Annotated in this window: 9 protein-coding genes; 2 read left to right on the forward strand and 7 right to left on the reverse strand. The window is 69.6% G+C overall.

Features of this window, described 5'->3' with window-relative positions; genetic code table 11:
- The first annotated feature begins 102 nt into the window (after positions 1–102).
- A complete protein-coding gene (locus DFR72_RS21030; RefSeq protein WP_170176336.1) occupies positions 103–2,178 on the forward strand; it encodes a toll/interleukin-1 receptor domain-containing protein in 2,076 nt (691 codons plus the stop codon).
- Here DFR72_RS21030 and DFR72_RS21035 read toward each other — a convergent pair.
- The 4 genes from DFR72_RS21035 to dctA form a co-directional block, all read right to left on the reverse strand.
- Positions 2,168–2,569, reverse strand: a complete 402-nt coding sequence (locus DFR72_RS21035; protein WP_090067568.1) for a hypothetical protein — start codon at positions 2,567–2,569, stop codon at positions 2,168–2,170. The two genes, DFR72_RS21030 and DFR72_RS21035, sit on opposite strands and share 11 nt — an antisense overlap.
- Before the next feature lie 90 nt (positions 2,570–2,659).
- Positions 2,660–4,165, reverse strand: a complete 1,506-nt coding sequence (locus DFR72_RS21040) for a glutamate synthase subunit beta (RefSeq protein WP_090067567.1) — start codon at positions 4,163–4,165, stop codon at positions 2,660–2,662.
- Positions 4,158–8,681, reverse strand: coding sequence for a glutamate synthase large subunit (gltB, locus tag DFR72_RS21045; RefSeq protein WP_090067566.1), 4,524 nt, complete (start codon positions 8,679–8,681; stop codon positions 4,158–4,160). Before gltB ends, DFR72_RS21040 begins: the two co-directional genes overlap by 8 nt.
- A gap of 543 nt (positions 8,682–9,224) precedes the next feature.
- Positions 9,225–10,586, reverse strand: coding sequence for a C4-dicarboxylate transporter DctA (gene dctA / locus DFR72_RS21050; RefSeq protein ID WP_090067565.1), 1,362 nt, complete (start codon positions 10,584–10,586; stop codon positions 9,225–9,227).
- Positions 10,587–10,696: 110 nt separating this feature from the next.
- Between dctA and DFR72_RS21055 the strand changes: the two genes are divergently transcribed.
- Entirely contained in the window at positions 10,697–11,596 is a 900-nt protein-coding gene (locus DFR72_RS21055) for a TAXI family TRAP transporter solute-binding subunit (protein ID WP_090067564.1), read from the forward strand.
- Here the strand turns inward: DFR72_RS21055 and DFR72_RS21060 are convergent.
- From DFR72_RS21060 to lgt, 3 genes are read right to left on the reverse strand one after another with little or no spacing between them, the layout of a single operon-like run.
- On the reverse strand, positions 11,565–12,938 hold the full coding sequence (locus DFR72_RS21060; protein WP_090067563.1) for a sensor histidine kinase: 1,374 nt from the start codon (positions 12,936–12,938) through the stop codon (positions 11,565–11,567). The genes DFR72_RS21055 and DFR72_RS21060 overlap by 32 nt on opposite strands.
- Before the next feature lie 48 nt (positions 12,939–12,986).
- The gene (locus DFR72_RS21065) at positions 12,987–13,649 is read right to left on the reverse strand and encodes a response regulator transcription factor (RefSeq protein ID WP_090067562.1); all 663 of its coding nucleotides are present in this window, start codon (positions 13,647–13,649) and stop codon (positions 12,987–12,989) included.
- Positions 13,650–13,652: 3 nt separating this feature from the next.
- On the reverse strand, positions 13,653–14,645 hold the full coding sequence (lgt, locus tag DFR72_RS21070) for a prolipoprotein diacylglyceryl transferase (protein WP_090067985.1): 993 nt from the start codon (positions 14,643–14,645) through the stop codon (positions 13,653–13,655).
- Positions 14,646–15,017 lie beyond the last annotated feature (372 nt).

A 15,017-nucleotide genomic window follows, 5' to 3' on the forward strand; every position in this document is an offset into this window, starting at 1 on the left:
GAGTGATCCTCGCGCGTTGGAGATGTGCCAATTAGTGGACAACCGGCCACCGATCCCTGCCAGATCTGCACAATCGGTGACCGAATGCCAAAGGAGGCCGTCGTGGCGAGGGTTTTCATCAGCCACGCGACGCAGAATGTGGCGATCGCGACACAGATCCGGGACTGGCTCGACCGAGACCACGAAACTTTCCTGGAAGTTCATCCCGACGACGGGATTCAGGTGGGTGAGGCGTGGCGCGAGCGTCTGCACCTCGAGCTGCGCAAGGCGGACGCCGTCGTCTGCGTCGTCAGCGAGGCGTCGGTGGTGTCGAGCTGGTGCACCGCCGAGGTGGCCATCGCGGACGCGCTGGGGTGCCTCCTGCTGCCGGTCCAGCTCGGCGGTGTCATCCACCCGCTGATCGGGCACCTCAACCACATCCCGCACGCCACCGCCCGCGAACAGCTGGAGAAGGCGCTGCGGCAGTTCGACGCCGGTGGCCGCAAGCTCGCCAAGGACCAGGAGCCGTTCCCCGGCCTGGACGCGTTCAGCACGGCGCTGAGCGCGGTGTTCTTCGGTCGCGACACCGAGACGCGTGCGCTCGCCCGCAGGGTGCGCCGCGGACCTGGCCTGCTCGCCGTCGTCGGCCCGTCCGGCTGCGGCAAGTCGTCCCTGGTCCGGGCCGGTCTCCTGGCCCAGCTGGCAGACGACCCGCGCTGGCTCGTCATGCCGCCGTGGTTACCGGGCAACGACCCGCTCGACGCACTCGCCCGCGCGGTGCGCAAGGCCGCCGAACGCGTCGGTCTCGGCTGGACGCTGGCGGAGACCAAGGACCGGCTCGTCCTCGACGGGCTGCGCGGCGTGGCCCAGGAGCTCGTGGACGAGGACCGCAGGCTGCTGATCACCATCGACCAGGCGGAGGAGCTCTTCACCCGTGCCGGCGAGAAGGACCGCCAGATCGTCGCGAGCCTGCTCAGGGAAGCGCTTGCGGACAACGTGCGGGTGATCGTCACGCTGCGGTCGGAGTTCCTGGACGACCTGCGGGCGTTGCCCGAACTGGGCGGCGTCCACCTCGGCGGCTACGTGCTGGCGCCGCTGGCGAGAGAGGTGCTCAACGTCGTGATCACCGGCCCTGCCCGCGTGGCAGGCCTCAAGGTGCACCCGGAGCTCGTCGCGCGCCTGGTCGAGGACACGGCGAGCGGCGAGGCACTGCCGTTGCTCGCGTTCACGTTGCAGCACCTGGCGATGGGCGTGCCCCGAGGCGGCACGCTGTCCAGCGAACGGTACGAGCACCTCGGCGGCGTGCACGGCGCACTCGCCCGCCACGCCGACGACGTGCTCGACAGCGCCGTGGCGGAAACCGGGACGGGCAAGGAGGACCTGCTCGCCCGTCTCGCGTCCCTCGCCACGCTCGACCACACCGGCAGCCCGACCCGCAAACGCGTCAGCCTGGCCCAGCTGGACGCCCACACCCGCGACGCGTTCGAGGTGTTCGTCCGGCACCGCCTGCTCACCGCGAGCGGCGACCAGCAGGGCCGCTGGATCGGCGTGGCGCACGAGGCGTTGTTCACCGAGTGGCTGCCACTGCGCGACGCGATCGACGAACGCCAGATCGGCCTGCGCGCGGCCCAGTCCGTCGAGCTGGACGCGTCGCAGTGGACGGAGGGCGAGCGCGCCGACCACCTGCTGCTCAACGAGGACACGTTCGCCGCCATCTCACCGCTGGTGGCCGACGACGACCTCTCCCCCGACGCCCTGCGGTTCCTCGCCGTGAGCCGCGACCGGATCCACACGCTGCGGCACGAACGCCGGCGCGACCGCAGGCGCACGGTCAGCTGGCTGGCGGTGTTCCTGGTGGCCGCGGTCGGCGCGGCGGGGCTGGCGGCCGCCCAGTGGTACAACGCCGGCGTCGACCGCGACAAGGCGACCGCACGCGCACTCGTCGCGCAGGCACAGGTCGCGCGCGTTTCCTCGCCGCAGCTGGCACTGCGCCTCGGCTTGGCGGCGCACGCGGTGGCGCCCAGCCAGGACACGAGCGCCGAACTGGCCACCACGCTGCTCAGTTCGTTCGGGGAGGCGGCGCCTGGTGGCCTGTCCGCCCGCGCCTGCGAGGTCGGGGGCGGCGGCCTCAGCCCGCTCGAGTGGAGGAAGCACCTGCCGGGGCTGGCCTACCGCGACACCTGCCCGGCTAGCGGGTGATGCCGAACTTCTCCTCCACGAGGTCCCAGAACGCGGGCGCGGCCTCTTCCACCGTGCACTGCACGGTCTCCCTGCTGCCCCGGCGGCGGCTCTTGCTCCCGCTGAAGGTCAGCATGACGAACCCGTCCCGAACAGGCGGCAGCGACGAGGGTGAGAACACCCTGATCGTCTCGTGGTACCAGGTCTTCGCGTCCAGCGACACCACGACGATGTCGTGCATCGAGGTGGTCACGCCGAGGCGATCGGCCGCACCGCTGGCGAGAACGCTCGCGACGATGTCGCGCATGTACTGGTGCGACTCGAAACCTGGCTGCTCCCGGTGCAGTTCGTCGAACCACTCCGCGACATCCGCCCAGCCGCGTCCCCTGAACTCGCCCTGGATCGGCCACATGTGCCCGACCTCAGGGAAAGGCGAACGCCCCGCGCGACTTCGTTGTCGCGCGGGGCGTTCATGCTGCTCCCCGCCGGCCGGACGCCGTTGTCAGACCACAGCGAGCGGAAGCTGGTTCGGGATCACCGGTGAAGGCAGGTTCGAGGATCCCGTGAGGAAGCTGTCCACGGCGTTCGCCACGGACCGGCCCTCCGCGATCGCCCACACCACGAGCGAAGCGCCGCGGTGGGCGTCTCCGCAGACGAACACGCCGGGCGCGGTCGTCTGCCAGTCGGAGCCGCACGAGATCGTGCCGCGCTGCGTCAGGGAGATGCCCAGGTCGTCGAGCAACCGCATGTGCTCGACGCCCTCGAAGCCGATCGCCAGCAGCACCATGTCCGCGGGCAGCACCTCGACCTCGTCGGTCAGCGGCACCACGGAACGGCGGCCGGACGAGTCCTTCTCGACGCGCACCTGCTGCAGCTCGATGAAGCGCACGTGGCCGTCGTCGTCGCCGACGAAACGCTTGACCGCCACGGTGAAGCGGCGTTCGCCGGCCTCCTCGTGCGCGGGGTACGTGCGCAGGACGTGCGGCCACACGGGCCACGGCGAACGGTCGTCGTCGCGGACCGACGGCGGCATCGGGTACTGGTCGAGCTGCGTCACGGACAGCGCGCCCTGGCGGGTCGCGGTGCCGTAGCAGTCGGCGCCCGTGTCGCCACCGCCGATGACGATGACGTGCTTGCCCTCAGCCGAGATCGCGGCCGGGCCGTCGCCTTCGACGGCGCGGTTCGCGGGGACCAGGTGGTCCATCGCGAGGTGCACGCCCTGAAGCTCACGCCCCGGAGTCGTCTTGTCGTCACGGCCCCGCAGCGCACCCACGGCGAGCACGACCGAGTCGAACTGGGAGCGCAGCTCCTCGACGGTGATGTCGACGCCGACCTCGCAGCCGGTGACGAACTTGGTGCCCTCGCGGCGGAGCTGCGACAGGCGCCGGTCGAGGACCTTCTTCTCCATCTTGAACTCGGGGATGCCGTACCGCAGCAGGCCACCGAGCCGGTCGTCCCGTTCGTACACCACGACCTCGTGGCCCGCGCGGGTCAGCTGCTGCGCGGCGGCGAGTCCGGCGGGACCGGAACCGACGATCGCGACGCGCTTGCCCGAGGACACCGTCGCCTGGGCCGGCTGCACGTAGCCGTTCTCCCACGACACGTCCGCGATGGTCTCCTCGACCCGCTTGATCGCGACGGCACCACCGGCGTCGTGCGAGATCGACAGCACGCAGGCGGCCTCGCACGGTGCCGGGCACAGACGACCCGTGAACTCCGGGAAGTTGTTGGTGGCGTGCAACCGGTCCGAGGCGAGCTCCCAGTCGCCGCGGCGCACCAGGTCGTTCCACTCGGGGATCAGGTTCCCGAGTGGACAGCCCGCGGTTCCGCTGTGGCAGAAGGGAATGCCGCAGTCCATGCACCGCGTGGCCTGCGTGCGCACGGCGTTGTTGCGCTCGACCGGGTCCTCGTGGAGGTAGACCTCGTTCCAGTCCTGCAACCGTTCCGGCTTCGGACGCTTCGGCGCGTCGGACCGGGTGTACTTCATGAATCCCTGTGGATCAGCCACGAGACGCCTCCATGACAGCCGCGTCAACGTCCCGGCCCTCGGCGCGGGCGAGGCGCATGGCCTCGAGAACGCGCTGGTAGTCACCGGGCATGACCTTCGTGAACGCACCGGCCCGACGGGTCCAGTCACCGAGCAGCGACGCGGCGACGGCAGAGCCAGTCGCCTTGTGGTGCTTGGTGACGGCGTCCTTGAGCCAACGCAGGTCCTCGGCGCTGAGGCGCTGCAGATTCACCATCTCCTGGTTCACCGACAGGGGATCCAGGTCGAGCACGTACGCGATGCCACCGGACATGCCGGCCGCGACGTTGCGCCCGGTCGGCCCGAGCACCACTGCCCGGCCACCGGTCATGTATTCGAACGCGTGGTCGCCCACGCCCTCCGCCACCAGCAGCGCGCCGGAGTTGCGGACGCAGAAGCGTTCGCCGACCCGGCCACGCAGGAAGATCTCACCGGACGTGGCGCCGTAGCCGATCACGTTGCCCGCGATCACCTGGTCCTCGGCGCGGAACGGCGCGTCGTCGTGCGGCCGGACGATGATCCGCCCGCCGGACAGGCCCTTGCCGACGTAGTCGTTCGCGTCGCCGACCATCTCCAGCGTGATGCCGCGCGGCAGGAACGCGCCGAGCGACTGGCCCGCCGACCCGGTCAGCTTGACCCGGATCGTGTCGTCCTCCAGGCCCTCGCCGCCGAAGCGGCGGGTGACCTCGGCGCCGAGCAGCGTGCCGACCGTGCGGTTGACGTTGCGGACGGGCAGTTCCAGGGTGACCTGGTGCGCGTCCTCCAGCGCCGCCTCGGCGAGCTGGATCAGCGTGCGGTCCAGGGCCTTGTCGAGCCCGTGGTCCTGGTCGCGGATCTTGCGCTTCGCCGTCGGGTACGGGGTCTCCGGCACCTCGAAGACCGGGTCCAGGTTCAGGCCCGCGGTCTTCCAGTGCTCGATCGCGTCGTCCTTGTCGAGCAGCTCCGCGTGACCGACGGCCTCGTCGATCGTGCGGAAGCCCAGCTCGGCGAGGATCTCGCGGGCCTCCTGCGCGATGAACTCGAAGAAGTTCACGACGTGATCGGCCTGGCCGGTGTAGCGGGCGCGCAGGTCGGGGTTCTGCGTGGCGACGCCGACCGGGCACGTGTCCAGGTGGCAGACGCGCATCATCACGCAACCCGCGACGATCAGCGGTGCCGTGGCGAAGCCGAACTCCTCGGCGCCGAGCAGAGCCGCGACCACGACGTCCCGGCCGGTGCGCATCGCGCCGTCGACCTGCACGGTGATGCGATCGCGCAAGCCGTTGAGCAGCAACGTCTGCTGGGTCTCGGCGAGGCCGATCTCCCACGGCGTCCCGGCGTGCTTCAGCGAGTTCATCGGCGAAGCACCGGTGCCGCCGTCGTAGCCGGAGATCAGCACGACGTCCGCGTGGGCCTTGGCCACACCGGCGGCGACCGTGCCGACACCGATCGACGAGACGAGCTTCACGTGAACCCGCGCCTGCTCGTTCGCGTTCTTCAGATCGTGGATGAGTTGCGCCAGATCCTCGATCGAGTAGATGTCGTGGTGCGGCGGCGGCGAGATCAGGCCGACACCCGGCGTGGAGTGCCGGGTGCGCGCGACCCACGGGTAGACCTTGAAGCCGGGCAGCTGGCCGCCCTCGCCGGGCTTCGCGCCCTGCGCCATCTTGATCTGGATGTCCGTGGAGTTCACGAGGTACTCGCTCGTGACGCCGAACCGTCCACTCGCGACCTGCTTGACCGCGGAACGGCGTTCCGGGTCGTACAGGCGCTCGCGGTCCTCGCCGCCCTCACCGCTGTTCGAGCGACCGCCGAGGCGGTTCATCGCGATGGCGAGGGTCTCGTGCGCCTCGGCCGAGATCGAGCCGTACGACATGGCGCCGGTGTTGAAGCGCTTGACGATCGAGCTGACGGGCTCGACCTCGTCGATCGGGACCGGCGTACGGCCCTCGCTCCGGAACTTGAACAGCCCGCGCAACGTGCCACCCTGCCGGGAGATGCGCTCGACCTCCGCCGTGTACTGGCGGAAGACGTCCTCCTTGCGCGTCTTCGTGGCGTGCTGCAACAGGAACACCGTCTCCGGCGTGAACAGGTGCAGCTCGCCTTCGCGGCGGTACGAGTACTCGCCACCCACTTCGAGCCTGCGGTGCGCCCGGTCGGTGGGGTTGTCCGGGTACGCGCGGCGGTGGCGCACCGCCACCTCCTCGGCGAGCACCTCCAGGCCGGCGCCGCCGAGCTTCGACTGCGTGCCGGTGAAGTACTCGTCGAGCAGGTCGTTCGACAGGCCGACCGCCTCGAAGATCTGCGCCGCGGTGTAGGCGCCGACGGTCGAGATGCCCATCTTCGACATGATCTTCAGAACGCCCTTGACGAGCGCCTTGACGTAGTTGCGCACGGCCTTGTGCGCGGGCACGCCGGTGATGGCGCCCTGGCTGATCAGGTCCTCGATCGTCTCGAACGCGAGGTAGGGGTTCACCGCGGCGGCGCCGTAGCTCAGCAGCGCGGCGACGTGGTGGACCTCGCGGCAGTCACCGGACTCGACGACGAGCGCGACGCGCAGGCGTTCCTTGGTGCGCACCAGGTGGTGGTGCACCGAGGAGACGAGCAGCAGCGACGGGATCGGCGCCATGCGGTGGTCGGAGTCCCGGTCGCTCAGGACGAGCGTGCGAGCGCCGTTCGCGATGGCCTCCGAGGCCTCGCGGCGGACGCGCTCGATCGCGGCCGTGAGCGCCTCGCCGCCACCATCCACTTCGTACAGTCCGGACAGGACGGTGCAGGCGAAGCCCGGCAGGTCGCCGTCGTCGTTGATGTGGATGAGCTTGGCGAGCTCGTCGTTGTCGATGACCGGGTAGTCGAGCGTCACGTGGCGGCACGAGACGGGGCCGGGGTCGAGCAGGTTCTGCTCGGGGCCCATCACGCGCTTGACGGACGTGACGATCTCTTCGCGGATCGCGTCCAGCGGCGGGTTCGTGACCTGCGCGAAGTTCTGCACGAAGTAGTCGTAGAGCAGCCGGGAGCGCTGGCTGAGCGCCGCGACCGGGGTGTCCGTGCCCATCGAGGCCAGCGGCTCCATGCCCATGATCGACATGGGTGTGAGCAGGATCCGCAGCTCCTCCTCGGTGTAACCGAAGGTGAGCTGGCGGCGCACGACGGACTCGTGGCTCTGCACGACGTGCTCGCGGTCCTGCAGGTCGGCCAGGTCGAGCAGGCCGGCGTGCAGCCACTCGTCGTAGGGCGACTCGGAGGCCAGCGACGACTTGAACTCCTCGTCGTCGATGATGCGGCCCTGCGTGGTGTCCACGAGGAACATGCGGCCGGGCTGCAGGCGGCCCTTCGCGACGACCTGGTCGGACGGCACGTCGAGCACACCGGTCTCGGATGCCAGCACGACGCGGCCGTCGGCGGTCTGCCACCAGCGGGCGGGACGCAGGCCGTTGCGGTCGAGCACCGCGCCGACGAGCTCACCGTCGGTGAACGTGACACAGGCCGGGCCGTCCCACGGCTCCATCAGCGACGCGTGGAACTGGTAGAACGCGCGGCGCTTCGGGTCCATCGTGGCGTGGTTCTCCCACGCCTCCGGGATCATCATCAGCACCGCGTGCGGAAGGCTGCGGCCGCCGAGGTGCAGCAGTTCCAGCACCTCGTCGAACGACGCCGAGTCCGAGCCGTCCGGGTTGCAGATCGGGAACAGCCGGGCGAGGTCGCCCGGGATGAGTTCGCTGTCCAGCAACGCCTCGCGGGCGCGCATGCGGTTGCGGTTGCCGCGCACGGTGTTGATCTCACCGTTGTGGGCGACGAACCGGAACGGGTGCGCGAGCGGCCACGAGGGGAAGGTGTTCGTGGAGAAACGACTGTGCACCAACGCGATCGCCGAGTAGAGGCGTTCGTCGTGCAGGTCGGGGAAGAACGCCGGCAGCTGCGCGGTCGTCAGCATTCCCTTGTAGACGATCGTGCGCGCCGACAGAGACGGGAAGTAGACGCTGCCCTCGTGCTCGACCCGCTTGCGCAGGCAGAACGCCAGGCGGTCCAGGGCGATCCCGGCCTCGTCCCGAGTGCCCTTCACGAAGAGCTGCGCGAAGTGCGGCGCCACCGACATCGCGGTCGGGCCGACATCGGCCTTCTCCGGATCGACCGGGACGTCGCGCCAGCCGAGAACGACGAGGTTCTCCTGCTCGGCGATGCGCTCGATCTCCTGCATCGCGGTGGCGCGTTCTTCGGGCTCAAACGGCAGGAAGGCGATTCCCGCCGCGTAACGGTCGCGTTCCGGGAGCTCGAACTCGACCACAGCACGCAGGAACTCGTCCGGCAGCTGCAACAGAATGCCAGCACCGTCGCCCGAGGTGGGCTCGGCGCCGGCGGCGCCTCGGTGCTCCAGGTTCGCAAGCGCTGTCAGGGCATCGCTCACGATGCCGTGGGAACGCCTGCCCTGGATGTCGGCCACCATGGCGACGCCGCACGCGTCGCGCTCATCAGCCGGGTCGTAGAGACCCTGGGGGCCGGGGATGGCGGAGAAGATCACTGCGCAGACCTCCTTCGTCGTCCTCGCTAAAGAACAAAGTCCTCGTGCTCAGACCTCGAACCAACAGGTGGGAGCACGGGACGACGATGGCCCGCGTGTTGACGCGACTTTAACAGCCGCGAAACCCAGGGACACCCTCCAATGGGTGATCTAGGTCATGGAACTGTAACGATTCCTGGCCGGAGAACGACATTGCGGCCAACGTCGGCGTTCGTTACAGCCGGGTAAGCGTAACCGAACGTTCAACTTCGGCCAGCTCGATGAGAGTTGCGCGACATTCCCGATTTGCCAGTGGTTGAGCCGGGTAGAGACACGTTCTGGCTGTTCAGCCGCCTGCCGTCCCAGTTAGCGGACGCTCACCTCCTCCAGCCGGAGTCGAGCGGGCACCGTCCGTCCGGGCAGAACGGGATTGTTCCCCACCAAACGAGACCGAGGCCCCGTTCACCCCGCGCCGCATGCGGGGAGAGCGGGACCTCGGCATACATGGAGGTCTGAGGTCTCGTGGCCGGAGGCGGGAAGAGCCGCCTCCGGCCACGGACGTCCTCAGTGAGCCGCGACCGGCTCCTTCTTGTCGTCGCCCTCGGCACCGGTCTGCTGGGCCAGCAGGTCGTCGACGTCGACGCTGTCGGGGTTGTTCAGCACCTCGGTCAAGCGGTCCTTGTCGAGGGCCTTCTGCCAGGCGGCGACCACGAGCGACCCGACACCGTTGCCGATCACGTTCGTGATGGCGCGGGCCTCGGACATGAAGCGGTCGATGCCGACGATCAGCGCGATGCCGACCGCGGGGATGGCCGAGTGGGCCTCGAAGGCCTGCAGCGAGGCGGCCAGGGTGACCAGGCCGGCACCGGTGACGCCCGCCGCGCCCTTCGACGCGATCAGCATGAAGAGCAGCAGGCCGATCTGGACGCCGATCGACACGTCGTTGCCGGTGGCCTGGGCGATGAAGATCGCGCCCATGGTCAGGTAGATGCAGGTGCCGTCGAGGTTGAACGAGTACCCGGTCGGGATGGTGAGGCCGACGACCGACTTCTGGGCGCCCGCCGCCTCCAGCTTGACCATCATGCGCGGCAGCACGGACTCGGACGACGAGGTGCCGAGCACGATCAGGATCTCGTCCTTGATGTAGCGCAGGAACTTGAAGAGGCTGAAGCCCGCGAACTTCGCGACCAGGCCGAGCACCACGATGACGAACAGGATGCAGGTGGCGTAGAACGAGCCCATCAGCCACAGCAGCTTGCCGAGCACGCTGCCGCCGAACTTGCCGACGGTGTAGGCGATGCCGCCGAAGGCACCGATCGGCGCGACGTACATGACGATCTTGATGATGCCGAACATCACCTTGGAGAGCGTCTCCATCGCGGAGACGACCTTGACGCCGCGCTCACCCATGCCGGCGACCGCGACGGCCACGAGGATGGCGACCACGAGCACCTGGATCAGCTGGCCGTCGGTGAACGCGCTGACGAACGACTTCGGCACCAGGCTCAGGATGAAGCCGGTGATGCCCGTCTCCGCGGTCGAGGCGGACTTCAGCGTCGCGTCGGCCTGGCTCGCGTTGAGCGCGATGTCGCCGCCGTGGTGACCCGGCTGGACGATGTTCACGACGATGAGGCCGATGGCGAGCGCCACCGTGGTCATCGCGGTGAAGTAGAGGATCGTCTTGAGCGCGAGCCCGCCCGCCTTGGCGAGGTTCCCGAGGCCCGCGATACCGACGATGATCGTCGCGAAGATGGTCGGCGCGATGACGACCTTCACGAGGTTCACGAACAGGTCGGCGAGCCACTTCATCTCGGACGCCTGTTTGGGGAACAGGAAGCCGACGGCAGCGCCCAGCACGATGGAGACCAGCACCCAGAAGTAGAGGTGCTTGTAGATCGGTTTGCGCCCTGTGGTCGTGGTGGCCACTGTTCCTCCTTGAACTACGTGTTGGACAGAGAGTGAGCCGCGCCACCTGACCCGACAAGCCGACCTGAGGAAACTTCAGACAGCCCTGACGTAACAGCTAGGCTTCGTCGGTGTCGCTCAGCCGTCGCACGCTTCTGCTAGGGGCCGGACTGGCTCTCGCCGGGTGCACCCCGCGCAGGGTCGAGGCACCCGCTGAGCTGGTGCTCGCGACCGGTCCCGAGGGCGCGGTGTTCCGCGAGGTCGGCGGGGCCCTGGCGGCCGCGCTGGCGGAGCAGTTGCCCGGCACGAAGGTCACCGCCATCCCGACGGCCGCATCGGTCGAGAACCTCCAGCTGCTGCGCTCGGGTGAGGCCCAGCTCGCGCTGTCCTCTTTGGACCCCATCGACGACCCGCAGAGCGTCCGCGCGGTCGGCCGGCTCTACGACAGCTTCATGCAGATCGCGGTCCCGGCGGGGTCGCCGATCCACACCTTCGGCGACCTCGCCGGCAAGCGCATCTCCCTGGGCCCCACCGGTTCCGGCACGGAGTTCACCGCCAAGCGGATGCTGGAGTTCTTCGGTCTGTCCGCAATGGACGAACGCATGGCGCACGCCGAGGCGTCCCGCCGCGTCGCGGACGGGTCACTGGACGCGATGCTGGCGCTGACCGGCATCCCGACGCCCGCGATCACCGACCTGCAGGGTGACGTGCGGCTGGTCAACATCCCGCAGGAAGCGGTCAGGCTCGCCGAGAAGTACAAGGGCCCCTACATCCCGGCGACGATTCCCAGCACCACCTACGAGGGCGTGGTGGCGAACCAGACGTTCGCGGTGCCGAACCTGCTGCTGGCGCGCGAGTCGCTGAGCGCGGACGTCGTGGAGGTCGTGACGCGCACGGTGTTCACCGAGACAGCGCGGATCGTGGAGGGCCACCCGGAGGCGTCGCGCATAAACGTCCGCACCGGCATCGCGACCGGCCTCGTGCCGCTGCACGACGGCGCTATGCGCTGGTTCCGTTCCGTGAAGCGCTGAGCGCGACCTTCACGTCCAGTCCCGGGTCCGCGTCGTGCAGGGTGAGCGTGCCGCCGGCCGACTCGATCAGCTCGGCGCAGATCGCGAGCCCCATCCCGGTGCCCGCGATGTTCTGGTGCTTGGTGGCACGCCAGAACCGCTGCAGCGCGAGCTCGCGTTCCTCGGGGCTCAGGCCGTCGCCGTTGTCGACGACGTGCAGCTCACCGTGCTTGCCGGTGATCGTGACCTCGGTGGCGTTGGCGAGCCGGATGGCGTTGCTGACGAGCTCGTCGAGCACGCTGCCGAGGCCGCCGGGCGGTTCCTGCATGGTGAGGCCCGCCGGCACGTCGATCCTCAGCGTGACACCGGACCGGCTCGCGAGCGCCTGCCAGGCCGCCCGGTGCGTCGCGAGCAGCTGGTCGATCTCGACGGGCTCGGTCTGCCGCGCGCTGTCGAGCCGAGTCGCGGCGAGCAGCGTGTCGAGCACGCGCCCCATCTCCTCGGCCTCCTCGACCGCGATCTGGTGCGCTTCTTGCGCGAGCTCGCCTTCGACGTGCGGTTCCAGGTTGTCCACGGCGAGCCTGAGGCTGGCCAGCGGGTTGCGCAGCTGGTGCGACGCGTCGGCCACGAACGCCTTCTGCCTGTTCAGGGCCTTGCCAACAACGTCGACCATGGTGTTGAAGCTGCGCGCGAGCCGTCGGAGCTCCTGCGGCCCGCCGACCTCGTCCGCCCGCACGTCGAGGTTGCCCGCGGCCACGGCGGCGGTGGCCTCGTCGAGCCTGCCGACCGGCCTGAGCACCCACCGCGACATGGGCCAGGCGGCGGCGACCACGGCCAGCATCGGCGCGAGCCCGGCCAGCGCCATCAGCCCCCACTGCCGCAGCACCTCGGTCCGCAGCCCCCGCGTCTGCGAGATGGTGACGACCGCGGCCACCACCTCGCTGTCCCGCCCGACCGGCTCGACGACGACCATCGGCCCGGTGCGCCACGGCCAGCCCGTGTACTCGGGCTCGGGCCGCACGCCGCCGTTCAGCGCCGTGTTCAGCGACTTCACGACCTCGCGGTCGTTGCTGGGGTCGAACCCCTGCCGGGACGCCAGCAGGATCCGCTTGTCGGCGCTGACCAGTGCGACCGGGATGTCGTAGAGGGTGTCGTAGCGCTGGATCTCCTGGCTCAGCGCCTCCAGCCGGTCCGACTGCAACGCGCTCTCACCGAGCGCCGCGAACCTGCTCGCGTCGCTGAGGCGGTCGAGGTAGGTCGTCTGGGTCTCACGCTGCACGACTGCGGACGCCAAGGGGATGCCGAGCGCCGCGACCAGGGCGACGAGCAGCGGAACGGTGATGACGAGCAGTCGGCGGAGCATCGGTTGTGATTGTTCCGCAACGGACTGTGGATGTCTCTCGGACACTCGTCACGTGGCGAGCCGGTAGCCCACTCCCCTGACCGTCTCGATCTTGACGTGCCCGCCGAGCTTGCCGCGCAACGCCGCGATGTGCGTGTCCAGCGTCCGCGACGGCGCCTCCCAGTGCGCCTGCCACACCTGGTCCACGATGAAGTCGCGGCTCACCACCTCGCCCTTGCGGGTCGCGAGGAGCGCGAGGAGGTCGAACTCCTTGCGGGTCAGCGAGAGCGGCTCACCGTCCACTGTGGCGACCCGCGTCGAGGCGATGATCCGCAGCGGACCGATCTGGAGCGGACCTTCATCCTCCGGCTCCGCGCGGTGCGTGCGCGTCCTCCTCAGGACGGCCTCGATCCGGGCGAGGAGCTCGGACGTGCCGAACGGCTTCACCACGTAGTCGTCGGCCCCGGCCCGCAGGCCGAGCACGCGCTCCCGTTCCTCGCCGCGCGCGGTCACCGTGATGACGGCGGTGCCCGGCCGGTGCCGCAGCTCGCGCAACACGTCCAGGCCGTCGCCGTCGGGCAGGCCCAGGTCGAGCAGCACCACGTCGGCGGGTGCGGCACGCAGCGCGTCGGCGGCCGTGGCCACCCGATGCACCTCGTAGCCCGCGTGCCGCAGCGCGGTCAGCAGGCCTCGGGCCACCCGGTCGTCATCCTCGACGACGAGCACGCGCACAGATCACTCCGGTTTGACGGATTCCGGGGAGTTCTTCTTGTCCTTCTCGGCGACGTCGGCCTCGGTGTCCGCGGCGACGCCCTCGTCCTCCACGGCTTCCGCTTCGGTCACCTCCGCCGCTGGCTCTCCGTCCGTCCCGCGCAGCGCGGCGACGTCCTCGCGCTCACCACGGGACTTGGCGATGACGAAGTACGCGACCGCTCCGAAGAACACGATCGCCGACACGAACACGTTCACGCGCGTGCCGAAGACCAGCGTCGCCTCGTCGGTGCGCATGAGCTCGATCCAGAACCGGCCGGCCGTGTAGCCCGCGACGTAGAGCGCGAAGACCCGGCCGTGGCCCAGCCTGAACTTCCGGTCCGCCCACACGATGAGGAGCGCGACACCGACGTTCCACAGCAGTTCGTAGAGGAACGTCGGGTGCACGACCTGGATCGGAGTGTGGTCGAGGGCGATGCCCGCCAGCGCGTCCTCACGGCCCTCGGGCGTGACGCGGCGGTAGATCTCAAGCCCCCACGGCAACGTCGTGTCGCCGCCGTAGAGCTCCTGGTTGAAGTAGTTGCCGAGCCGCCCGATGGCCTGCGCGAGCACGATGCCGGGCGCGAGCGCGTCCGCCATCGCCGGCAGCGGGATGCCCCTGCGGCGGCACGCGATCCAGGCACCGACGGCACCGAGCGCGATCGCACCCCAGATGCCGAGGCCACCGTTCCAGATCTCCAGCGCCGCAAGCGGGTTCTTGCCCGGCCCGAAGTACTTCTGGTTGTCGGTGATGACGTGGTACAGCCGCCCGCCGACGAGGCCGAACGGCACCGCCCACACGGCGATGTCCGTGACCTCGCCCTTGATGCCGCCGCGGGCGACCCAGCGGCGCTCACCCCACCAGATCGCGGCGACGATGCCGGCGATGATGCACAGCGCGTAGGCCCTGATGGGGAGCGGACCGAGGTGCCAAACACCGCGGTCGGGACTCGGGATCGTGGCCAGAAGGGCGTCCAACACGGCGCCCACCGTACCGGTCGGCTCGTGAGCGTCCCGTGGGGGCGCTCGATCGTTATCGAGCCCGAACCCTGTCGGTGCCGATCACTAGAATAGAAATTGGGGGTACCCGGCCTGGCGCGTGTGTGTGGTAGCAGCGCATAGGCACGTTGGGCTCGAATCCTGGGACGTCGGGCCGTGCGGCTGTCAGCCGCTCGTCGGACGGCGGAACGGTGCCCGTTCATCCACTGACTGCGGGCCGAACGTCCGACCTCAGGGGTTCATGATCGTGGAGACCCGAGCCGGGCGGACCGAGCGCCACGGACACTTCCCCGAAGCGAGCCCTCCTGCCGTACCCACCTCCGGGCACGAACCGAAATACTCGGACGCGGT

The sequence above is a fragment of the Lentzea flaviverrucosa genome, from assembly GCF_003350445.1.
GTDB classification, from domain to species: Bacteria; Actinomycetota; Actinomycetes; order Mycobacteriales; family Pseudonocardiaceae; genus Lentzea; species Lentzea californiensis.

What these genes read in the sequence shown, in the direction of transcription:
- DFR72_RS21035 (WP_090067568.1), bottom strand. Translation starts at nt 2,569, where the DNA reads ATGTGGCCGATCCAGGGCGAGTTCAGGGGACGCGGCTGGGCGGATGTC.
- DFR72_RS21060 (WP_090067563.1), bottom strand. Translation starts at nt 12,938, where the DNA reads ATGCTCCGCCGACTGCTCGTCATCACCGTTCCGCTGCTCGTCGCCCTG.